This is a genomic window from Streptococcus pseudopneumoniae, assembly GCF_001076775.1.
In the GTDB taxonomy this organism is placed as follows: Bacteria; Bacillota; Bacilli; order Lactobacillales; family Streptococcaceae; genus Streptococcus; species Streptococcus pseudopneumoniae_G.
Window position 1 is genome coordinate 40,920 of the sequence record NZ_JVGV01000024.1, and the last position, 23,239, is coordinate 64,158.

Annotated in this window: 23 protein-coding genes; 20 read left to right on the plus strand and 3 right to left on the minus strand. The window is 40.7% G+C overall.

What is annotated here, in order from left to right; translation table 11 throughout:
- The first annotated feature begins 29 nt into the window (after positions 1-29).
- Positions 30-974, plus strand: a complete 945-nt coding sequence (manA, locus tag ADJ60_RS07335; RefSeq protein ID WP_033687200.1) for a mannose-6-phosphate isomerase, class I — start codon at positions 30-32, stop codon at positions 972-974.
- Positions 975-1,014: 40 nt separating this feature from the next.
- Here the strand turns inward: manA and ADJ60_RS07340 are convergent, their stop codons facing one another.
- A complete protein-coding gene (locus ADJ60_RS07340; RefSeq protein WP_033687199.1) occupies positions 1,015-2,355 on the minus strand; it encodes a sodium-dependent transporter in 1,341 nt (446 codons plus the stop codon).
- Positions 2,356-2,602: 247 nt separating this feature from the next.
- Here ADJ60_RS07340 and ADJ60_RS07345 point away from each other — a divergent pair, with 247 nt between their 5' ends.
- Entirely contained in the window at positions 2,603-3,343 is a 741-nt protein-coding gene (locus tag ADJ60_RS07345; RefSeq protein WP_004256800.1) for a MerR family transcriptional regulator, read from the plus strand.
- 41 nt (positions 3,344-3,384) lie between these two features.
- Here ADJ60_RS07345 and ADJ60_RS07350 read toward each other — a convergent pair whose 3' ends face one another.
- Both ADJ60_RS07350 and ADJ60_RS07355 read right to left on the minus strand, forming a co-directional pair.
- The gene (locus ADJ60_RS07350) at positions 3,385-4,560 is read right to left on the minus strand and encodes an NAD(P)/FAD-dependent oxidoreductase (RefSeq protein ID WP_049544400.1); all 1,176 of its coding nucleotides are present in this window, start codon (positions 4,558-4,560) and stop codon (positions 3,385-3,387) included.
- Between the two features lie 58 nt (positions 4,561-4,618).
- Positions 4,619-5,464, minus strand: coding sequence for a DegV family protein (locus ADJ60_RS07355; RefSeq protein WP_049544402.1), 846 nt, complete (start codon positions 5,462-5,464; stop codon positions 4,619-4,621).
- A 124-nt stretch (positions 5,465-5,588) separates the two neighbouring features.
- Between ADJ60_RS07355 and ADJ60_RS07360 the strand changes: the two genes are divergently transcribed.
- The 18 genes from ADJ60_RS07360 (at position 5,589) to metK (ending at position 23,191) form a co-directional block, all read left to right on the plus strand.
- Complete coding sequence (locus tag ADJ60_RS07360) at positions 5,589-6,146, plus strand: TetR/AcrR family transcriptional regulator (RefSeq protein ID WP_000004135.1); 558 nt, start codon at positions 5,589-5,591, stop codon at positions 6,144-6,146.
- 18 nt (positions 6,147-6,164) lie between these two features.
- Entirely contained in the window at positions 6,165-6,632 is a 468-nt protein-coding gene (locus ADJ60_RS07365) for a deoxycytidylate deaminase (protein ID WP_000136973.1), read from the plus strand.
- Positions 6,633-6,720: 88 nt separating this feature from the next.
- Positions 6,721-7,350: a uracil phosphoribosyltransferase gene (gene upp, locus ADJ60_RS07370; protein ID WP_000515974.1), complete on the plus strand. Its 630-nt coding sequence runs from the start codon at positions 6,721-6,723 to the stop codon at positions 7,348-7,350.
- 167 nt (positions 7,351-7,517) lie between these two features.
- Positions 7,518-8,108: an ATP-dependent Clp protease proteolytic subunit ClpP gene (clpP, locus tag ADJ60_RS07375; RefSeq protein WP_000613475.1), complete on the plus strand. Its 591-nt coding sequence runs from the start codon at positions 7,518-7,520 to the stop codon at positions 8,106-8,108.
- A 78-nt stretch (positions 8,109-8,186) separates the two neighbouring features.
- Complete coding sequence (locus tag ADJ60_RS07380) at positions 8,187-8,462, plus strand: YlbG family protein (RefSeq protein ID WP_049524618.1); 276 nt, start codon at positions 8,187-8,189, stop codon at positions 8,460-8,462.
- 78 nt (positions 8,463-8,540) lie between these two features.
- Positions 8,541-9,701, plus strand: coding sequence for an ABC transporter substrate-binding protein (locus ADJ60_RS07385; RefSeq protein WP_049544404.1), 1,161 nt, complete (start codon positions 8,541-8,543; stop codon positions 9,699-9,701).
- 115 nt (positions 9,702-9,816) lie between these two features.
- Positions 9,817-10,686, plus strand: a complete 870-nt coding sequence (locus ADJ60_RS07390) for a branched-chain amino acid ABC transporter permease (protein ID WP_033677574.1) — start codon at positions 9,817-9,819, stop codon at positions 10,684-10,686.
- Positions 10,687-10,689: 3 nt separating this feature from the next.
- Complete coding sequence (locus ADJ60_RS07395; protein WP_000662290.1) at positions 10,690-11,646, plus strand: branched-chain amino acid ABC transporter permease; 957 nt, start codon at positions 10,690-10,692, stop codon at positions 11,644-11,646.
- Positions 11,646-12,410: an ABC transporter ATP-binding protein gene (locus tag ADJ60_RS07400; protein ID WP_049544406.1), complete on the plus strand. Its 765-nt coding sequence runs from the start codon at positions 11,646-11,648 to the stop codon at positions 12,408-12,410. Before ADJ60_RS07395 ends, ADJ60_RS07400 begins: the two co-directional genes overlap by 1 nt.
- Positions 12,410-13,120: an ABC transporter ATP-binding protein gene (locus ADJ60_RS07405; protein WP_000062219.1), complete on the plus strand. Its 711-nt coding sequence runs from the start codon at positions 12,410-12,412 to the stop codon at positions 13,118-13,120. The genes ADJ60_RS07400 and ADJ60_RS07405 overlap by 1 nt, the downstream gene beginning before the upstream one ends.
- Before the next feature lie 307 nt (positions 13,121-13,427).
- Positions 13,428-14,084, plus strand: coding sequence for a CBS domain-containing protein (locus ADJ60_RS07410; protein ID WP_000268673.1), 657 nt, complete (start codon positions 13,428-13,430; stop codon positions 14,082-14,084).
- 107 nt (positions 14,085-14,191) lie between these two features.
- Positions 14,192-15,287 (plus strand): peptide chain release factor 2 gene (prfB, locus tag ADJ60_RS07415; RefSeq protein WP_101784613.1). Its coding sequence is split into 2 segments (ribosomal slippage): positions 14,192-14,263 and positions 14,265-15,287, totalling 1,095 coding nucleotides; the frame shifts between segments, so codons are not numbered across the junction.
- Between the two features lie 17 nt (positions 15,288-15,304).
- Positions 15,305-15,997 carry a cell division ATP-binding protein FtsE gene (gene ftsE, locus ADJ60_RS07420; RefSeq protein WP_000022260.1) on the plus strand — a complete coding sequence of 231 codons (693 nt, stop codon included), beginning with the start codon at positions 15,305-15,307 and terminating at the stop codon, positions 15,995-15,997.
- Positions 15,990-16,916, plus strand: a complete 927-nt coding sequence (gene ftsX, locus ADJ60_RS07425; RefSeq protein WP_049544408.1) for a permease-like cell division protein FtsX — start codon at positions 15,990-15,992, stop codon at positions 16,914-16,916. The genes ftsE and ftsX overlap by 8 nt, the downstream gene beginning before the upstream one ends.
- 184 nt (positions 16,917-17,100) lie before the next feature.
- Entirely contained in the window at positions 17,101-19,281 is a 2,181-nt protein-coding gene (locus ADJ60_RS07430) for a PTS transporter subunit IIBC (RefSeq protein ID WP_080983361.1), read from the plus strand.
- Between the two features lie 51 nt (positions 19,282-19,332).
- Positions 19,333-20,148: an endonuclease/exonuclease/phosphatase family protein gene (locus ADJ60_RS07435; RefSeq protein WP_049544410.1), complete on the plus strand. Its 816-nt coding sequence runs from the start codon at positions 19,333-19,335 to the stop codon at positions 20,146-20,148.
- A gap of 139 nt (positions 20,149-20,287) precedes the next feature.
- A complete protein-coding gene (locus ADJ60_RS07440) occupies positions 20,288-21,631 on the plus strand; it encodes a DEAD/DEAH box helicase (RefSeq protein WP_049544412.1) in 1,344 nt (447 codons plus the stop codon).
- A 369-nt stretch (positions 21,632-22,000) separates the two neighbouring features.
- Positions 22,001-23,191 carry a methionine adenosyltransferase gene (gene metK / locus ADJ60_RS07445; protein WP_049544414.1) on the plus strand — a complete coding sequence of 397 codons (1,191 nt, stop codon included), beginning with the start codon at positions 22,001-22,003 and terminating at the stop codon, positions 23,189-23,191.
- Positions 23,192-23,239: the final 48 nt, after the last annotated feature.

Genomic DNA, 23,239 nt, shown 5'->3' on the forward strand with positions numbered 1-23,239 from the left:
AGGGGAGAAAAATCAGACAGGAGATCGACATGTCAGAACCATTATTTTTACAATCAGTTATGCAAGAAAAAATCTGGGGTGGTACCAAGCTACGTGATGAGTTTGGCTACGACATCCCAAGTGAAAAAATCGGAGAATATTGGGCCATCTCAGCCCATCCAAATGGTGTCTCTAAAGTTGCCAATGGTCGCTACGAGGGAACAGATCTTGCTACTTTATATGCAGAGCACCGTGAATTGTTTGGCAATCGTCCAGAACCTGTATTTCCACTGTTGACTAAGATTCTGGATGCTAACGACTGGCTCAGTGTTCAAGTTCATCCAGACGATGCTTACGGACTCGAGCATGAAGGCGAACTTGGAAAAACAGAATGCTGGTACATCATCGCTGCGGATGAAGGTTCAGAGATTATCTATGGTCACAATGCCAAGTCAAAAGAAGAACTCCGCCAGCAAATTGAGGACAAGAACTGGGATGCCTTGCTTACCAAAGTACCTGTTAAGGCTGGAGATTTCTTCTATGTTCCAAGTGGCACCATGCATGCTATCGGAGCAGGCATCTTGATTCTTGAAACCCAGCAGTCTAGTGACACCACCTATCGTGTCTATGACTTTGACCGTAAGGATGATAATGGTAACTTGCGTGAACTTCACCTTGAAAAATCCATTGATGTCTTGAACATTGGTGAGCCTGCAAATAGCCGTCCTGTAACTGTTAAAGCAGATGATTTGCGTTCCACTCTCCTTGTATCCAATGATTTCTTTGCAGTTTACAAGTGGGAAATTACTGGAAAAGTTGACTTCGAAAAGACAGCTGACTACAGCTTATTCAGTGTCTTAGCTGGTCAAGGTCAGCTTACTGTTGACGGGAAAAACTATCCAATTCAAAAAGGTAGCCACTTTATCCTACCAAGTGATGTAGAAGCTTGGACCTTGGAAGGACAAGATTTGGAATTGATTGTTAGCCATCCATAAAAAAGAAAGGGCTTGAGTTTATTACTCAAGTCCTTTTTGATTACATAAATTGGGCGATGAAAACCACGATGATGATGATTGGAATGATGAAACGAAGAAGGAAGAGCCAGACTTGGAACAGTCCCTGTTTCCATGCTGTTTCATCGAGATGGAGTTCCTCCATTGCAAGAGCCTTTTTAAAGATATAGCCTGTAAAGAGTGAAAGGCAGAGAGCTCCAAATGGCATAAGGAGATTGGAAACCAAGAAGTCCATAGCGTCAAAGAAGGTCTTCCCAAAGATGTGAACATCCGCCATGACACCGTAAGATAGGGCTGAAGGAATTCCAAAGACAAAGGTCAAGATTCCTAAAATGGCACTCCATTTGGCACGTTTGCTGTTGTCCTGATTGGTGATATTGCCCACATTGATTTCCAGCATAACGACAGAAGAAGTGACTGTCGCAAAGAGGAAGAGCAAGAGGAAGAGGATGTAGAAAATGGTTCCAAAAGGCATCTTGTCAAAGAGTTGAGGCAAGACGATAAAGAGCAGGCTCGGTCCTCCTTCAGATTGGATATTGAAGGCTGACATGGCTGGGAAAATGGCTAGACCCGCCATGATGGATACCGAGATGTTCATGGCTACAATAGAAATTCCTGACTGGACCAGATTGGTTTTCTTATCCAAGTAAGAAGCATAGGTCAGCATGGCTGTAACCCCTAGTGAGAGGGCAAAGAAAGATTGTCCCAGAGCATAGAGGAGACCAGCACTGGTCAGTTTTGAAAAGTCTGGTTTGAGGAAGTAAAGAACCCCTTCCATGGCATTTGGCAAACTGAGAGAGCGTCCGATGATGACGACAAAGATGATAAAGAGCAGAGGCATCATGACTTTCGATGCTCTTTCAATCCCTTTTTGAACACCACGTGATACAATAAAGATGTTCAATAAGATAAAGGCCGCTTGAGCTCCTAGAGCAATGGCTGGATTTGAAATGATTGAAGTAAATAACTGAGCATAATCACCCGTTCCACCAAGTTGGAACAATTTTCCAAACTCAATGCCTAGATAGACTAAAATCCAGCCCCCAATAACACTGTAAAACGATAAAAGGATAAAGAGGGCAAAGGCACCAATCCAACCGATAAAGTTATAATTGCTATTCTTGCCGAGTTTTCCAAAGGTTTTGATAGCTGAAACACCAGCACTTCGGCCGAGGGCAAACTCAGCTAGCAAAAGGGGGAAACCGATTAAAATAGTGGAAATGAGAAAGACCAGTAAAAAGCCTCCTCCACCGTTAGCAGCAGTCATGTAGGGGAATTTCCAAACGGCACCAAGTCCGATGGCTGAACCAGCAGATGCTAGGATAAAGCCCAGTTTAGAACCCCATTGCGATTTTTCAGACATAGTTAAACTCCTAAAATTAGTGTTGCAAAAGAAAAAGCTACTGCCCTTGGCAAATAGCCTCATCAGTACTCAAGATGAGCGTTTCTTTTGATTGATAGACTTGACTATCCTATCATGTTTTCTAAGGCCTGTCAAGAAAACCATTTTCAAGCTTTTAGACCTTTCTTTAACAGTTTAAAAAATCTCATAAAAACACTTGACTCTGACCTAAGGGGAGGGGTTATACTATTAGTGGAAGGAGGAAATCATGTACCATATAAAAGAAGCTGCCCAGCTTTCAGGTGTCTCTGTCAAGACCCTGCACCACTACGACAAGATAGGCCTTCTGGTCCCTTTAAAGTCAGAAAACGGATATCGAACTTACAGTCAAGAGGATTTGGAACGCCTTCAGGTCATTCTTTACTACAAATATCTAGGTTTTTCTTTGGAAAAAATAGCAGAGCTGTTAAAGGAAGATAGATCAGATTTGTTGCCTCACTTGACCAGACAGTTGGACTATTTGACCAGAGAAAGGCAACATCTGGATACCTTGATTTCAACCTTGCAAAAAACCATTCAAGAACAAAAAGGAGAAAGAGAAATGAGCATTGAGGAAAAATTCGCTGGATTTAACTACCAAGACCATCAAAAATACCACCAAGAGGCGGTAGAGAAATATGGACAAGAAGTCATGGACCAAGCGCTGGAGCGCCAGAAAGGTCACGAAAACGAGGCTACAGCTGCCTTCAACCAAGTTTTTCAAGCTTTGGCACAAAATCTTCAAGCTGGTCTACCTGTAACAGCAACAGAAAACCAAGAAGAAGCTGCCAAACTCTTGCAAGCCATCCGTACTTATGGATTTGACTGCTCTATTGAGGTATTCGGTCACATCGGTAAAGGCTACGTCTACAACCCAGAATTTAAGGAAAACATTGACAAATTTGGACCTGGAACAGCCCAGTACACATCAGATGTGATTGCCCACTATGTCCAAACTCAGACAAAATAAAATCGGAGGAGTATTCTTCCGATTTTTCTACTATAGAGTTTTTAATCATAATGCAGGCTTCCCGCCACCCAGCCGGTACAGAGGGCAGAAGTGATGTTAAAGCCCCCCGTATGAGCATTGATATCCAGTACCTCGCCCGCAAAGTGGAGGCCAGGGACCAGCTTACTTTCTAGAGTTTTAGGATTGATTTCCTTGAGACTGACGCCACCTTTGGTAACAAAGGACTTGGCGAGGGACATTTTAGCAGTCACAGGGATTTTGAGGTTTTTGATAGACTGGAGCAGTTGTTCTCGTTCCTTTTCAGTCAACTGTTTGACTTTTTCAGGATAGCCTTGCACAAAAAATTCTGCCAAGCGTTCTGGCAACAAGGTTCTTAAAGCATTTTTCAAGGATTTTTCCCGATTTTCTTCTAGAAATGCAGCCAAGTCATTTTCAGAAAGTGGAGGCAAAACATCGAGTGAGAGAATCTCCCCACCCTTGACAAAGCTAGACATACGTAGGGCAGCAGGGCCAGACAAACCAAAGTGGGTAAAGAGCAGATCGTGAGTGATGACATGTTTGCCATAACTTAGGGTCACATCGTCTAGTGAAATTCCTTGAAGCGCCTTGTGTGGAAAATCAGTCAACAATGGGCTCTCGGCAGCTTCAAGCTCGGTAATGGTGTGTTTAAAATGACGGGCAATCTCATGACCAAAACCAGTCGAACCAGTAGAAGGATAGGATTTACCACCAGTTGTGACAATGAGTTTATCGCAAGTGAAGGTTTGATTAGATGATTTAAGGAAAAACTGATCATCTACTTTTTTAACAGAAACGATCTCTGTTTGAGTAGCAACTTGACCACCTAGCTCCATGATTTTCTTTTCCAGTGCTTCGATAATGGTTCGAGATTTGTCGCTGGCCGGAAAGACACGGCCGTGGTCTTCGACTTTAAGTTTAACACTATTTTCTGTAAAAAAGTTAATGATATCATGGTTATCGAACTGGGAGAAAACACTGTAAAGAAAGCGACCATTTCCAGGGATTCCAGCTAGTAGATCGTCTAGAGTTCCGTTGTTGGTTACATTGCACCGTCCCCCACCAGTCCCAGCTAATTTTTTTCCAAGTTTCCGATTTTTTTCGATGAGGAGGGTTTTCTGTCCATAAAAACTACTGGAAATCGTAGCCATCATACCAGCAGGACCTCCACCGATGACAATAGTATCAAAATGTTTCATAGCTCTATTGTACCATAAAAAAACAAGAGATGATGGTCACCTCTTGTCAAGAATGCAATTAATCAATTTCATATCCCATCAGTAAACCACCATCTTCTGCATAAAAACTGCAGAGACCAGATGTTGGGAGAATTTTAATATCCGCCTGTGGGAAATTTTCACGGATTCGCTCTGAAAGCTGTTGGCAACATTTCTCGTTATTGCGTTGGGCCATGACAATACGGCCACCAGCATATCCTGCTTTCACTAACTCTTCATATGCTGCCTGAATCGATTTCTTTGGTCCTCTTGCTTTTTGTAGCAATTCGAGGGTTCCAGTTTCACTAGCTTCTCCGACCATACGGATGTTGAGAAGGCCAACGACCGTACCGATAAGCTTGCTCAAACGGCCGTTTTTAACCAAGTTATCGACTTTAGCTAGGACAAAGAGCAACTTGGTTTTTTCTTGATAGGCGGTGATAGCTTCAACCACTTCTTCAAAAGATAAGCCCTGGTCAATCAAGTCATTCAATTTTTCTACGAGCAAGTCAACCTCCCCACCAGCAGACAAACTATCAATTACATGAATCTTAGTGTCAGGATGTTCTTCCAGATAAATATTCTTGGCTAGTTGAGCACTATTGTGACTGCCAGAGAGAGTACCTGTGATGGTTACTAGGAAAATGTTTTTGGCTCCTTCAAATGCTCGCAAATAGTCATCTGGACTTGGACAAGCTGATTTTGAAGCTTCTGCAGTTGCATACATGGTTTCCATCATTTGGTCAATATCAAGACTGGCATCATCAACAAAAATCTGATCAGCTACTTGAATGGTTAAGGGAACACTTACAAAGGTCGTGTCAATAGCTGCTTTTGCCAGTTGACGATAATCACAACCAGAGTCAGCAATAATCTTCCAAGTCATAGAAATTCTCCATCTTTGTCAGTTATACATTGACAAAGGTTCTGTCTTTTTTTACAATTATATCATGAAAACCCTTGAAACAAAAGCCTTATCTGTCTGTTGTGACAAGTAGAAAGAAAATGTTATGTCTGAACGTAGAATCTCTGAAAAATCTCTTGAAAATCTCAGAAAATCAAACCAAGAATCCAATTTATTAACTAGAGAAGCCATCGAAACAGCCCTCTTGCAGCTCTTGGAAAAAAAGGACTTGACCAAGATTAGTATTTCTGAATTGGTCAAACGTGCAGGCGTTTCGCGTGCGGCTTTTTATCGCAATTATGATTCTAAAGAGGAGATTTTAGAAAGCGTCTTTAAACGAACTGTCCACAATATTATGGAACAGTTGCATCATTATGATTTAAAGACAGACCTTTATCTGGTCTGGGTTCACCTTTTCCGAGAAGCAAGAAAGGAAGCCAGAGTGATTCAACTTGCCTTAGATTACCATCTGGAAAAAATCTTTGTCCAAGCCATGCAGGAATTTCTAGAAAAATACCATGGGAAATCAAAAGGGGTCAGCTCTTATCTTCATTCCTTCTGGAGCTCAGCCATCGTCTCTGTCCTTCTAAAATGGATCAAGGATGGCATGAAGGTACCTGCTGAAAAGATTGCGGACTTAGGTTTACCATTTTTTAAAAAATAGAGAAAAAGGAGAAGAGATATGACTGAAAAAAGACTAGCCTGGGATGAGTATTTTGCAGCTCAAGCCCTACTGATTGCCAATCGTTCCACTTGTAAACGTGCCAAAGTGGGTGCAATTCTGGTTAAGGATAATAAAGTTATTTCCACTGGTTATAATGGTTCGGTGTCAGGTACCGAGCATTGTATTGATCACGAATGTCTGGTCATTGAAGGCCACTGTGTTCGCACTCTTCACGCAGAGGTTAATGCTATTCTTCAAGGTGCTGAACGTGGTGTTCCAAAAGGTTTTACAGCCTATGTAACCCATTTTCCTTGTCTGAACTGTACCAAACAATTATTGCAGGTTGGTTGTAAGCGCGTGGTTTATATCAACCAGTACCGAATGGACGACTACGCCCAATACCTTTATCAAGAAAAAGGAACAGAATTAACTCATTTACCACTTGAGACAGTACAAGCAGCTCTAAAAGAGGCAGATTTAATGTAAAAATTATCAAAAATAAATGGTTTAGAAAGATTTTTAAACCGTTTTTTGGTATAATAAGAAGAATAAATTGAAAGAAGGAATTCCAAAAATGGGAAAAATTGAAGTTATTAATCATCCACTGATTCAACACAAATTGTCAATCTTGCGTCGTACAGATACTTCTACAAAAGCTTTTCGTGAGCTAGTAGATGAGATTGCAATGTTGATGGGGTATGAAGTACTTCGTGATCTTCCACTAGAAGATGTGGAAATCGAAACACCAATCACAAAAACAGTTCAAAAACAATTGGCAGGTAAGAAATTGGCCATCGTTCCAATCTTGCGTGCAGGTATCGGGATGGTTGATGGGCTCTTGAGCTTGGTTCCAGCTGCTAAGGTTGGTCACATCGGTATGTACCGTGATGAAGAAACGCTTCAACCAGTTGAGTACTTGGTGAAATTGCCTGAGGATATTGACCAACGTCAAATTTTTGTAGTAGACCCAATGTTGGCAACAGGTGGCTCAGCAATCTTGGCTGTTGACTCGCTTAAAAAACGTGGCGCATCAAATATCAAATTTGTCTGCCTTGTATCTGCACCAGAAGGTGTAAAAGCCCTTCAAGAAGCTCATCCAGATGTAGAAATCTTTACAGCAGCCTTGGATGAACGCTTGAACGAACACGGTTATATCGTTCCAGGTCTTGGAGATGCTGGAGACCGCTTGTTCGGTACGAAATAAGATCGAAAAGAAGATTGACTTGGAAAAGGATTTCCAGTCGTGAAAGGAGGTTGAATTTTTGTTTCTGTCTGCTGAAAACAGAGCAAAAATTTGACCTTTTTTGACCTAGATATTATAATAGTCTTATCTTCAGTCATTTGACAAATAAAACTCAAAAGGAGAAATGAATGATTCCTGTAGTTATTGAACAAACAAGCCGTGGGGAACGTTCCTACGATATTTACTCACGTCTTCTCAAAGACCGCATCATTATGCTAACAGGCCCAGTTGAAGACAACATGGCCAACTCAGTTATTGCCCAATTGCTTTTCTTGGATGCCCAAGATAGTACAAAGGATATTTACCTTTATGTCAATACACCAGGTGGTTCCGTTTCAGCTGGTTTGGCAATCGTTGATACCATGAACTTTATCAAGGCAGATGTCCAAACCATCGTTATGGGAATGGCTGCATCTATGGGGACAGTCATCGCATCAAGTGGAGCAAAAGGCAAACGTTTCATGCTTCCAAATGCAGAGTATATGATCCACCAACCAATGGGGGGTACAGGTGGTGGTACCCAACAAACTGATATGGCGATCGCTGCAGAACACTTGCTTAAAACTCGTAACACCTTGGAAAAAATCTTGGCTGAAAATTCAGGTCAGTCAATCGAAAAAGTCCACGCAGATGCAGAACGCGATAACTGGATGAGTGCCCAAGAAACACTTGAATATGGCTTTATTGATGAAATCATGGCCAACAATTCATTGAACTAATGATGAAAGAAGGCAAACTCGACTGGGTTTGCTTTTTTTGGTATAATAGGGAGAGATTTCTTAGAAAGAGGATTTATCATGTTTGAAAAAGTCAATCGATCTGGCTTGATTATCTATCTTTACTATAATCGTGATGCCAAAAAACTGCAGGATTATGGAGATATTACCTATCATTCCAAGAAACATCGTTACTTACAGCTTTATGTTCCAACTCAAGAAGTGGAGCAATTGGTCGGGCGCTTGAGCAAGGAAAAGTTTATAAAAAAAGTCAGAGTTTGTCATATCCAAGAGCTGGAAACACCCTTTGTGGGCAATCTTCATCGAGAGGAAAACGTTATCATCGAAAAAGTTTAAGAAAAGTGTTGACAATTTTCTGATAATTCGGTATATTCTTAACATGCTATTTATTTAAGAAATAAGGAGACAAAAAAGATGAAGAAAAAATTTGCCCTATCGTTTGTGGCGCTTGCAAGTGTAGCTCTTCTTGCAGCCTGTGGAGAAGTGAAGTCTGGAGCGTCAAATGCTGCTGGTAACTCAGTAGAGGAAAAGACAATCAAAATCGGATTTAACTTTGAAGAATCAGGTTCTTTAGCTGCATACGGAACAGCTGAACAAAAAGGTGCCCAACTTGCCGTTGATGAAATCAATGCAGCAGGTGGTATCGATGGAAAACAAATCGAAGTAGTCGATAAAGATAACAAGTCTGAAACAGCTGAGGCGGCTTCAGTAACAACTAACCTTGTAACCCAATCTAAGGTATCAGCAGTCGTAGGACCTGCGACATCTGGTGCAACTGCAGCTGCGGTAGCGAACGCTACAAAAGCAGGTGTTCCATTGATTTCACCAAGTGCGACTCAAGATGGATTGACTAAAGGTCAAGATTACCTCTTTATCGGAACTTTCCAAGATAGCTTCCAAGGAAAAATTATCTCAAACTATGTTTCTGATAAATTGCAAGCTAAGAAAGTTGTTCTTTACACTGACAATGCCAGTGACTATGCTAAAGGGATTGCCAAATCTTTCCGCGAGTCATACAAGGGTGAAATCGTTGCTGATGAAACTTTCGTAGCAGGTGACACAGACTTCCAAGCAGCCCTTACAAAAATGAAAGGGAAAGATTTTGATGCCATCGTTGTTCCTGGCTACTATAATGAGGCTGGTAAAATTGTAAACCAAGCGCGTGGTATGGGAATTGACAAACCAATCGTTGGTGGTGATGGATTCAACGGTGAAGAGTTTGTACAACAAGCAACTCCTGAAAAAGCATCAAACATCTACTTTATCTCAGGCTTCTCAACTACTGTAGAAGTTTCAGCTAAAGCAAAAGCCTTCCTTGACGCTTACCGTGCTAAGTACAATGAAGAGCCTTCAACATTTGCAGCCTTGGCTTATGACTCAGTTCACCTTGTAGCAAACGCAGCAAAAGGTGCCAAAAACTCAGGTGAGATCAAAGACAACCTTGCTAAAACAAAAGACTTTGAAGGTGTAACTGGTCAAACAAGCTTCGATGCAGACCACAACACAGTCAAAACTGCTTACATGATGACCATGAACAATGGTAAGGTTGAAGCAGCAGAAGTTGTAAAACCATAATAGAAAATGTTGAAATAGGGAATGAGCCTCGGACTCACTCCCTGTTTCGATGTTTAAGAACCTATCAAAAAGTGAGGGAGAACCCTCGAAATTATATATAGAAAGAGTGAATCTTATGCTCCAACAACTAGTAAATGGTTTGATTCTAGGTAGTGTTTATGCGCTATTAGCCCTAGGATATACCATGGTTTACGGAATTATCAAGCTCATCAACTTCGCCCACGGTGATATTTATATGATGGGAGCCTTTATTGGTTATTTCTTGATTAATTCTTTCCAAATGAATTTCTTTGTAGCGCTTATCGTAGCGATGCTAGCTACAGCTGTCCTTGGTGTCGTGATTGAGTTTCTTGCTTATCGACCTTTGCGCCACTCTACTCGTATTGCTGTTTTGATCACAGCTATTGGGGTTTCCTTCCTATTGGAGTATGGAATGGTCTATCTGGTTGGTGCCAATACCCGTGCCTTCCCTCAAGCGATTCAAACAGTTCGCTATGATTTGGGTCCAATTAGTCTAACAAACGTTCAGTTAATGATTTTGGCCATTTCCTTGATTTTGATGATTTTGTTACAGGTCATTGTCCAAAAGACTAAGATGGGGAAAGCCATGCGTGCTGTATCTGTAGATAGCGATGCGGCGCAATTGATGGGGATCAATGTAAACCGTACTATCAGCTTTACCTTCGCTTTGGGTTCTGCTCTTGCGGGTGCGGCTGGTGTTCTGATTGCCCTCTATTATAACTCTCTAGAGCCTTTGATGGGGGTTACTCCAGGTCTTAAATCCTTCGTAGCCGCAGTACTTGGTGGTATCGGAATTATTCCTGGTGCGGCGCTTGGTGGATTTGTAATTGGTCTATTGGAAACCTTTGCAACAGCCTTTGGGATGTCAGACTTCCGTGATGCCATTGTTTATGGAATCTTGTTGTTGATCTTGATTGTCCGCCCAGCTGGTATCCTTGGTAAAAATGTGAAAGAGAAGGTGTAAACGATGAAGGAAAATTTAAAAGTTAATATTCTATGGTTACTCCTTTTGTTAGCTGGCTATGGCTTGATTAGTGTACTAGTTTCAGTTGGGGTACTCAATCTATTCTATGTACAGATTTTACAACAAATTGGAATTAATATTATTCTGGCTGTTGGTCTCAACTTAATCGTTGGTTTTTCAGGACAATTTTCACTTGGGCATGCTGGTTTCATGGCGATTGGTGCCTATGCCGCTGCTATTATTGGTTCTAAATCACCAACTTACGGTGCCTTCTTTGGAGCTATGCTGGTAGGTGCTTTACTTTCAGGAGCAGTTGCCTTACTTGTCGGAATTCCAACCTTGCGCTTGAAGGGGGACTATCTTGCCGTAGCGACTCTAGGTGTTTCTGAAATTATCCGTATCTTTATCATCAATGGTGGAAGCCTTACAAATGGTGCGGCAGGTATCTTGGGAATTCCTAACTTTACAACTTGGCAAATGGTATACTTCTTCGTCGTGATTACAACCATTGCAACCTTGAACTTCTTACGTAGTCCAATTGGTCGTTCAACTCTCTCTGTTCGTGAGGATGAAATTGCTGCTGAGTCAGTTGGGGTTAATACGACTAAAATTAAAATCATCGCCTTTGTCTTTGGTGCTATTACTGCAAGTATTGCAGGGTCACTTCAGGCAGGATTTATCGGTTCAGTTGTACCGAAAGATTACACTTTCATCAACTCAATCAACGTATTGATCATTGTTGTATTTGGTGGACTTGGTTCCATTACAGGTGCAATCGTTTCAGCTATTGTTCTTGGAATTTTGAATATGCTTCTCCAAGATGTTGCTAGTGTGCGTATGATTATTTACGCTTTGGCCTTGGTATTGGTAATGATTTTCAGACCAGGTGGACTTCTTGGAACATGGGAATTGAGCCTATCACGTTTCTTTAAAAAATCTAAGAAGGAGGAACAAAACTAATGGCATTACTTGAAGTAAAACAGTTAACCAAACATTTTGGCGGTCTAACAGCTGTTGGAGATGTGACTCTTGAATTGAACGAAGGGGAACTGGTTGGACTAATCGGTCCAAACGGAGCAGGTAAAACCACCCTTTTCAACCTCTTGACGGGTGTTTATGAACCAAGTGAGGGAACAGTTTCCCTAGATGGTCACCTTTTGAATGGAAAGGCACCTTATAAGATTGCTTCTTTGGGACTTGGACGTACATTCCAAAATATCCGTCTCTTTAAAGATTTAACCGTTTTGGACAATGTTTTGATTGCTTTTGGCAACCATCACAAACAACATGTTTTTGCTAGTTTTTTGCGCTTACCAGCTTTTTACAAGAGTGAAAAAGAATTAAAGGCTAAGGCTTTGGAATTGTTGAAAATCTTTGATTTAGATGGTGATGCAGAAACGCTTGCTAAAAATCTTGCCTACGGACAACAACGTCGTTTGGAAATTGTTCGTGCCCTCGCTACGGAACCTAAAATTCTCTTTTTAGATGAACCAGCAGCAGGTATGAACCCACAGGAAACAGCAGAATTGACTGAGTTAATTCGTCGTATCAAAGATGAATTTAAGATTACGATCATGCTGATTGAACACGATATGAATCTGGTTATGGAAGTTACAGAACGCATCTACGTACTTGAATATGGTCGTTTGATTGCTCAAGGAACTCCAGACGAAATTAAGACCAATAAACGCGTTATCGAAGCTTATCTAGGAGGTGAAGCCTAATGTCTATGTTAAAAGTTGAAAATCTTTCTGTGCATTACGGTATGATCCAAGCAGTCCGTGATGTAAGCTTTGAAGTGAATGAAGGAGAAGTTGTTTCCCTTATCGGTGCCAATGGTGCAGGTAAGACAACCATTCTCCGTACCTTGTCTGGTTTGGTTAGACCAAGTTCTGGAAAGATTGAATTTTTAGGTCAAGAAATCCAAAAAATGCCGGCTCAGAAAATCGTGGCAGGTGGTCTTTCACAAGTTCCAGAAGGACGCCACGTCTTTCCTGGCTTGACTGTTATGGAAAATCTAGAAATGGGAGCTTTCTTAAAGAAAAATCGTGAAGAAAATCAAGCTAACTTGAAGAAAGTTTTCTCACGCTTCCCTCGTCTTGAAGAACGCAAGAACCAAGATGCAGCCACTCTTTCAGGAGGGGAGCAACAAATGCTTGCCATGGGACGCGCTCTTATGTCAACTCCAAAACTTCTTCTTTTAGATGAACCATCAATGGGACTTGCTCCAATCTTTATCCAAGAGATTTTTGATATCATTCAAGATATCCAGAAACAAGGAACAACTGTCCTCTTGATTGAACAAAACGCTAATAAAGCACTCGCAATTTCTGACCGAGGCTATGTACTGGAAACAGGAAAAATCGTTCTATCCGGAACAGGAAAAGAACTCGCCTCATCAGAAGAAGTCAGAAAAGCGTATCTTGGTGGCTAAACTAGTCTGGGAGACTAGTTTAGGTTGCAGATGGAGATTGCGAAGCAATCATCATTATAGTCCGGGGGACATTTTTAGTTGACAGATATAGATTGTAAAGCAGTCTTTATCTACATTAAAAGGTTGATTTCTAATAATTGAAAAAATCGAATGAAACGTTTCTTACCTTCATTCACAGAGCTCGATTTCAGAGCTCTTTTTGCTAGCTTATTCATACTTTTCTGAATTTTGAAAAAGAAATGTAAGCGTTTGATAGATTTACAAAAAGATTGTATAATAGGGATAAGAATAGAAAAGGAGAAGTCTCATGGCAGTTAAAGATTTTATGACCCGCAAGGTAGTTTATATTAGTCCAGATACAACAGTATCTCATGCAGCAGATTTGATGAGAGAGCAAGGATTGCACCGCTTGCCTGTTATCGAAAATGATCAATTGGTTGGTTTGGTGACTGAGGGAACCATTGCCCAAGCTAGTCCATCCAAGGCAACAAGTCTTTCTATCTATGAGATGAATTATCTTCTAAATAAGACAAAAGTAAAAGATGTCATGATTCGCGATGTTGTCACTGTTTCAGGCTATGCGAGTCTAGAGGATGCAACTTATCTGATGTTGAAAAATAAGATTGGTATTCTTCCTGTAGTAGATAACCATCAAGTCTATGGGGTTATTACGGATCGTGACGTTTTCCAAGCCTTTCTTGAAATTGCTGGTTATGGTGAGGAAGGAATTCGTGTGCGCTTTGTTACGGAAAACGAAGTTGGCGTTCTTGGTAAGATTGTTTCTCTAATCGTTGAAGAAAATTTGAATATCTCTCATACAGTCAATATTCCGCGTAAAGATGGTAAGGTCATTATCGAAGTTCAAATCGAAGGATCAATTGATTTACCAGCCTTGAAAGAAAAATTTGAATCAGAGAATATTCAAGTAGAAGAGATTACTCGTACTTCAGCAAAAGTCTTGTAAGAAGGGAAGCCGAAAGGCTTCTTTTTTCATGAAAAGGGGATTAGAGCAAAAGATGGAAAGAAATGATAAAATATGCTATAATGAAATGATGTAAAAAAGGAGTATTTATGGACATTTCAGTAATTCGTCAGAAAATTGACGCAAATCGTGAAAAATTAGCTTCTTTCAGGGGGTCTCTTTGACCTCGAGGGTCTAGAGGAAGAGATTGCCATCTTGGAAAACAAGATGACAGAACCTGATTTTTGGAACGATAATATTGCGGCCCAAAAAACGTCGCAAGAATTAAATGAATTAAAAAACACTTACAACACCTTCCACAAAATGGAAGAGTTGCAGGATGAAGTTGAAATTTTATTAGACTTTTTAGCTGAAGATGAGTCGGTGCATGAAGAATTGGTTGAACAGTTATCAGAACTTGATAAGATGATGACCAGCTACGAGATGACTCTACTCTTGTCAGAACCTTATGACCACAACAATGCCATCTTGGAAATCCATCCAGGATCCGGTGGTACTGAGGCTCAGGACTGGGGTGATATGTTGCTTCGTATGTACACTCGCTATGGAAATGCTAAGGGCTTTAAAGTGGAAGTATTGGATTACCAAGCAGGAGATGAAGCTGGTATCAAGTCAGTAACCTTATCATTTGAAGGACCTAATGCCTATGGCCTTCTCAAGTCAGAAATGGGGGTACACCGTTTGGTGCGAATTTCACCATTTGACTCTGCTAAACGTCGCCATACCTCTTTCACATCGGTGGAAGTAATGCCAGAATTGGATGATACCATTGAAGTGGAAATCCGTGAAGATGATATCAAGATGGACACCTTCCGTTCAGGTGGTGCTGGTGGACAAAACGTCAATAAGGTTTCAACTGGAGTGCGTTTGACACACATTCCTACGGGAACTGTCGTCCAATCAACGGTAGATCGTACCCAGTATGGAAATAGAGATCGTGCCATGAAGATGTTGCAGGCTAAGCTCTATCAAATGGAGCAAGAAAAGAAAGCTGCGGAAGTTGATTCCCTCAAGGGTGAGAAAAAGGAAATCACATGGGGAAGCCAAATCCGTTCATATGTTTTCACGCCTTATACTATGGTAAAAGATCATCGAACTAGCTTTGAAGTTGCGCAGGTAGATAAGGTTATGGATGGGGACCTAGATGGTTTTATCGATGCCTACCTCAAGTGGCGAATCAGCTAAGATAGAAAGGAACTCACATGTCAATCATTGAAATGAGAGATGTCGTCAAAAAATACGACAACGGAACGACTGCCCTACGTGGTGTTTCGGTCAGCATTCAACCAGGAGAATTTGCCTATATCGTAGGTCCGTCAGGAGCTGGAAAATCAACCTTTATTCGTTCTTTGTACCGCGAAGTAAAAATCGAAAAAGGAAGCTTATCTGTTGCTGGTTTTAATCTGGTTAAAATTAAAAAGAAAGATGTCCCTCTCCTACGTCGTAGTGTTGGGGTTGTCTTCCAAGATTATAAGCTCTTACCAAAGAAAACCGTTTATGAAAATATTGCTTATGCAATGGAAGTTATTGGTGAGAGCCGCCGTAATATCAAAAAACGTGTTATGGAAGTTTTAGACTTGGTTGGATTAAAGCATAAGGTTCGTTCTTTCCCAAATGAACTTTCAGGGGGAGAACAGCAACGGATTGCAATTGCACGTGCCATTGTAAACAATCCAAAAGTATTGATTGCGGACGAACCAACAGGAAACTTGGACCCAGATAATTCATGGGAAATCATGAATTTGTTGGAACGCATCAATCTCCAAGGTACAACTGTCTTGATGGCTACCCACAACAGTCAGATTGTAAATACCTTGCGCCACCGTGTCATTGCCATTGAAAATGGCCGTGTCGTTCGTGACGAAGCTAAAGGAGAATATGGATACGATGATTAGTAGATTTTTTCGTCATTTATTTGAATCGTTAAAAAGTTTGAAACGAAATGGCTGGATGACAGTAGCTGCTGTCAGTTCAGTTATGATTACTTTGACCTTGGTTGCAATATTTGCATCTGTTATCTTTAATACGGCTAAACTAGCTACAGATATCGAAAATAATGTCCGAGTAATGGTATACATTCGTAAGGACGTAGCTGATAATAGTGAGACTATTGAAAAAGAAGGTCAAACTGTTACAAATAACGACTACCATAAGGTATATGATGCTTTAAAAGGTATGTCAACCGTTAAAAGTGTTACGTTTTCAAGTAAAGAAGAACAATATGAAAAGTTGACAGAAACGATGGGGGACAACTGGAAAATCTTTGAAGGCGATGCCAATCCTCTCTATGATGCATATATCGTTGATACAAATACACCAAGTGATGTAAAGACAGTAGCAGAAGAGGCTAAAAAAATCGAAGGTGTATCAGAAGTTCAAGATGGTGGTGCTAATACAGAACGCTTGTTTAAGTTAGCCTCATTTATTCGTGTCTGGGGACTAGTTATCGCTGGATTATTGATTTTCATTGCGGTGTTCTTGATTTCTAATACTATACGTATCACCATCATTTCACGAAGCCGTGAAATTCAAATCATGCGTTTAGTAGGTGCTAAGAATGGCTATATCCGCGGGCCTTTCTTGCTTGAAGGTGCCTTCATCGGTTTGCTTGGAGCAACACTTCCATCAGTTTTGGTATTTATTGTCTATAAAATGGTTTACCAATCGGTTAATAAGTCATTAGTTGGTCAGAACCTTTCAATGATATCACCAGAAGTATTCAGTCCACTGATGATTGCCTTATTATTTGTGATTGGAATTTTCATTGGTTCACTGGGATCAGGAATTTCCATGCGCCGATTCTTAAAAGTCTAAATTTTAATAGATGTATATTTGAGGAGATTTTACTATCTCCTTTTTTACTACAAAAATTTTAGAAAAAAGTCTACTTTTTTTAATAAAAGCCTTTACAAAAAAAAAAAAAGTGGTATAATTGAATTGTAGAAAGTGCAAACGTTTTCGTAAAACGTTTGCCTAAATAAAAATAAAGGAGATTTGAATGATGAAAGATACATTCAAAAATGTCTTGTCTTTCGAGTTTTGGCAAAAATTCGGTAAGGCTTTGATGGTGGTTATCGCGGTTATGCCGGCTGCTGGTTTGATGATTTCAATCGGTAAGTCTATCGTAATGATTAACCCAACTTTTGCACCACTTGTAGTTACAGGTGGAATTCTTGAGCAAATTGGTTGGGGGGTTATCGGTAACCTTCACATTTTGTTTGCCCTAGCAATTGGAGGAAGCTGGGCTAAAGAACGTGCTGGTGGTGCTTTCGCCGCTGGTCTTGCCTTCATCTTGATTAACCGTATCACTGGTACAATCTTTGGTGTATCAGGAGATATGTTGAAAAATCCAGATGCTATGGTCACAACTCTCTTTGGTGGTTCAATCAAAGTTGCTGATTACTTCATTAGTGTTCTTGAAGCTCCAGCATTGAACATGGGTGTGTTTGTAGGGATTATCTCAGGTTTTGTAGGGGCAACTGCTTACAATAAATACTACAACTTCCGTAAACTTCCTGATGCACTTTCATTCTTCAACGGGAAACGTTTCGTACCATTTGTAGTTATTCTTCGTTCAGCAATCGCTGCAATTCTACTTGCTGCCTTCTGGCCAGTAGTTCAAACAGGTATCAATAGCTTTGGTATCTGGATTGCCAACTCACAAGAAACTGCTCCAATCCTTGCACCATTCTTGTATGGTACTTTGGAACGTTTGCTCTTGCCATTTGGTCTTCACCATATGTTGACTATCCCAATGAACTACACAGCTCTTGGTGGTACTTATGACATTTTAACTGGTGCAGCTAAAGGTACTCAAGTATTTGGTCAAGACCCACTATGGCTTGCATGGGTAACAGACCTTGTTAACCTTAAAGGTACAGATGCAAGTCACTACCAACAATTGTTAGATACTGTTCACCCAGCTCGTTTCAAAGTTGGACAAATGATCGGTTCATTCGGTATCTTGATGGGTATGATCGTTGCTATCTACCGTAATGTCGATGCTGATAAGAAACATCAATATAAAGGTATGATGATTGCGACAGCTCTTGCAACATTCTTGACAGGGGTTACTGAACCAATCGAATACATGTTCATGTTTGTAGCAACACCTATGTATCTTGTTTACTCACTTGTTCAAGGTGCTGCCTTCGCTATGGCTGACGTAGTAAACCTACGTGTCCACTCATTCGGTTCAATTGAATTCTTGACTCGTACACCACTAGCAATTAATGCTGGTATTGGTATGGATATCGTTAACTTTATCTGGGTAACTGTTCTCTTTGCCGTAATCATGTACTTTATCGCAAACTTCATGATTCAAAAATTCAACTACGCAACTCCAGGACGTAACGGAAATTACGAAACTGCTGAAGGTTCAGAAGAAGCTAGTAGCGAAGTGAAAGTTGCAGCAGGCTCTCAAGCTGTAAACATTATTAACCTTCTTGGTGGACGTGCAAACATCGTTGATGTTGATGCATGTATGACTCGTCTTCGTGTAACTGTAAAAGATGCTGACAAAGTCGGTGATGCAGAACAATGGAAAGCAGAAGGAGCTATGGGTCTTGTCATGAAAGGACAAGGAGTTCAAGCTATCTACGGTCCAAAAGCAGACGTATTGAAATCTGATATCCAAGATATCCTTGATTCAGGTGAAATCATTCCTGAAACTCTTCCAAGTCAAATGACAGAAGCGCAACAAAACACTGTTCACTTCAAAGGTCTTACTGAGGAAGTTTACTCAGTAGCAGACGGTCAAGTTGTTGCCTTGGAACAAGTTAAAGATCCAGTATTTGCTCAAAAAATGATGGGCGACGGATTTGCTGTAGAACCTGCAAATGGAAACATTGTATCTCCAGTTTCAGGTACTGTATCAAGCATCTTCCCTACAAAACATGCTCTTGGTCTTGTGACTGAAGCAGGTCTTGAAGTATTGGTTCACATTGGTTTGGACACAGTAAGTCTTGAAGGAAAACCATTTACAGTTCATGTTGCTGAAGGACAAAAAGTTGCAGCAGGAGATCTCCTTGTCACAGCTGACTTGGATGCTATCCGTGCAGCAGGTCGTGAAACTTCAACAGTAGTTGTCTTCACAAATGGTGATGCAATTAAATCAGTTAAATTAGAAAAAACAGGTTCTCTTGCAGCTAAATCAGCAGTTGCTAAAGTAGAATTGTAATATACTTGAGGTTGGAAGCTGTATTCCAACCTCTTATTTTGGGAGAAAAGAATGAAATTTTTAACACTCAATACTCACAGTTGGATGGAAAAAGAAGCAGAGGAAAAATTCCAGATTTTGCTTCAGGATATTCTTGAAAAGGACTATGATTTGATATGTTTCCAAGAAATCAATCAGGAGATTACTTCGCCAGAGGTGGAGGTTAATGACCTTTATCAAGCTTTGCCAGCAGCTGAGCCTATTCACCAAGACCATTATGTTAGACTTTTGGTTGAAAAGTTGTCAGAGCAAGGGAAAGATTACTACTGGACTTGGGCCTATAACCATATTGGTTATGACCGCTACCATGAAGGTGTGGCTATCTTGTCTAAAACACATATTGAAGCAAGAGAAATTTTGATTTCAGATGTGGATGATCCAACAGACTATCATACTCGTCGTGTTGCCTTGGCTGAAACTGTAGTTGATGGTAAGGAACTTGCAGTTGCAAGTGTCCATCTTTCTTGGTGGGATAAAGGTTTCCAAGAAGAATGGGCGCGATTTGAAGCTGTCTTGAAAGAATTGAACAAGCCACTTTTGCTTGCTGGAGATTTCAACAACCCAGCTGGTCAGGAAGGTTACCAAGCTATTTTAGCTAGTCCATTAGGCTTACAAGACGCATTTGAAGTTGCTCAAGAGAAAAGTGGTAGCTATACTGTTCCACCAGAAATTGATGGCTGGAAGGGGAACACAGAACCCCTTCGAATCGACTATGTTTTTACCACTAAGGAGTTAGAGGTAGAAAATTTACATGTCGTATTTGATGGCAACAAGAGTCCGCAAGTTAGTGACCACTATGGCTTGAATGCTATTTTAAACTGGAAATAATGACTGAAATGAGGTTGGGATCACGAAGTTCCAGCCTTTTTTGATTAGATAAGCTACCGAAAGTAAGCTCTATAAGTGAGACTACTGAAATGAAATAAAATGTGGTATAATTGATGAGATAGATAGAATCGAGGATATTATGTCATTTACGAAATTTCAATTTAAAAACTATATTAGAGAAGCCTTGGAGGAGTTGAAATTTACAACTCCAACAGAGGTGCAAGATAAGTTGATTCCTATTGTTTTGGCAGGTCGTGACCTAGTCGGTGAATCAAAAACAGGTTCGGGTAAGACTCACACTTTCCTATTGCCGATTTTCCAGCAATTAGATGAGGCCAGCGATAGTGTTCAAGCAGTCATTACTGCACCGAGTCGTGAGTTGGCTACTCAAATTTACCAAGCAGCGCGTCAGATTTCAGCTCACTCAGAAGTGGAAGTTCGTGTGGTTAATTATGTGGGAGGGACAGATAAAGCTCGCCAGATTGACAAATTGGCAAGTAACCAGCCTCATATTGTTATCGGAACTCCTGGCCGTATTTATGACTTAGTTAAGTCTGGTGACCTAGCTATTCACAAGGCCAAGACCTTTGTGATCGATGAGGCAGATATGACCTTGGATATGGGATTCCTAGAAACTGTTGATAAGATTGCTGGAAGCCTTCCAAAAGACCTGCAATTCATGGTCTTCTCAGCGACTATTCCACAAAAACTGCAACCATTCTTGAAAAAATACTTATCAAATCCTGTTATGGAGAAAATCAAGACCAAAACGGTCATTTCTGATACCATTGATAATTGGTTGATTTCGACCAAGGGCCGAGATAAGAATGCTCAAATTTATCAGTTGACTCAGTTGATGCAACCGTATTTGGCAATGATTTTTGTTAACACTAAAACGCGTGCTGATGAATTGCATGCTTACCTGACTGCTCAAGGTTTGAAAGTTGCCAAGATTCATGGAGATATTGCCCCTCGTGAGCGCAAACGTATTATGAATCAGATGAAAAATCTGGATTTTGAGTATATTGTCGCAACAGATTTGGCAGCGCGTGGAATTGATATTGAAGGTGTCAGCCATGTCATCAATGATGCCATTCCGCAAGATTTGTCCTTCTTTGTTCATCGTGTTGGTCGAACTGGAAGAAATGGCCTACCAGGTACAGCTATTACCCTTTATCAGCCAAGTGATGACTCGGATATCCGTGAGTTGGAGAAATTGGGAATCAAGTTTACTCCTAAGATGGTCAAAGACGGGGAATTTCAGGATACTTATGACCGTGATCGTCGTGCCAATCGTGAGAAAAAACAAGATAAACTTGATATCGAAATGATTGGTTTGGTTAAAAAGAAAAAGAAAAAAGTCAAACCAGGCTATAAGAAGAAAATTAAATGGGCAGTGGATGAAAAACGCCGCAAGACTAAGCGTGCTGAAAATCGCGCTCGCGGTCGTGCAGAGCGTAAAGCAAAACGCCAAACATTTTAATATAAAAAGTTGGAGTACTGAGCTCCAACTTTTTTATTTATGAGAACGAACTATCTAAACAGAAACACTACATTAAAGACTGTAAATTGCGTTAAAAAATGGTATAATGATAAAGTTATATAGTCCCGATAAGATGGTAGAAATTTCTATTTTTTCTTTCGAGTCGCAACTCGCAAAGAATGACGGTTCTAAAGTAGTCGCTCGTCATTTTACGGTTGCCGCTATAAGGCGGTCACCCTATGCGCCTTACTAGCTTCAGAAATAAAAAAGTATCGTTTTTATTTCTTACGCGTTGTAACTCTTAGAAAATGAAAATACCTATCAGTACTTTGTAACTCTATAACACTATTTTTAAGGGGGGACATTTTTATGTCAGAACGTAAATTATTCACGTCTGAATCTGTATCTGAGGGGCATCCAGATAAGATTGCAGACCAAATTTCAGATGCGATTTTGGATGCTATTTTAGCTAAAGATCCAGAGGCGCACGTTGCTGCTGAGACAGCTGTATATACTGGTTCCGTCCATGTTTTTGGTGAAATATCTACAAATGCCTATGTAGATATTAACCGTGTGGTTCGTGATACCATTGCAGAGATTGGCTACACCAATACAGAATATGGTTTTTCTGCTGAGACTGTAGGAGTACATCCATCTTTGGTAGAACAATCTCCTGATATTGCCCAAGGTGTTAACGAAGCCTTGGAGGTTCGTGGGAATGCAGATCAAGATCCGCTTGACTTGATTGGTGCTGGAGACCAAGGGCTCATGTTTGGATTTGCAGTGGATGAAACAGAAGAGCTCATGCCATTGCCAATTTCACTCAGTCATAAATTGGTTCGTCGTCTGGCAGAACTTCGTAAGACTGGTGAAATAAGCTATCTTCGCCCAGATGCTAAATCACAAGTTACGGTTGAGTACGATGAAAATGACCGTCCAGTACGTGTGGACACAGTTGTTATTTCAACTCAGCACGATCCAGAAGTCAGCAACGAACAAATTCACAATGATGTCATTAACAAGGTTATCAAAGAGGTTATTCCAGCCTCTTACTTGGATGAGCAAACCAAATTTTTCATCAATCCAACTGGTCGCTTTGTCATCGGTGGACCTCAAGGGGACTCAGGTTTGACTGGTCGTAAGATCATCGTAGATACTTATGGTGGCTACTCTCGTCATGGTGGTGGTGCCTTCTCTGGTAAAGATGCGACTAAGGTGGACCGTTCAGCCTCTTATGCGGCACGCTATATTGCCAAGAATATCGTTGCAGCAGGTCTTGCTAAGAAAGCAGAAGTGCAATTGGCCTATGCCATCGGTGTTGCGCAACCTGTTTCTGTCCGTATCGATACCTTTGGTACAGGAACAGTAGCTGAAAGCAAGCTTGAAAAAGCAGCGCGTCAAATCTTTGATCTTCGTCCTGCAGGGATTATCCAAATGTTGGATCTCAAGCGTCCAATTTACCGTCAAACAGCGGCTTATGGACACATGGGACGTACAGATATTGATCTTCCATGGGAACGTTTGGATAAGGTAGATGCTTTGAAAGAAGCAGTAAAATAAGATTTTAAGAGGGAATTCCCCTCTTTTTAATATACTATTTCCTCTAAA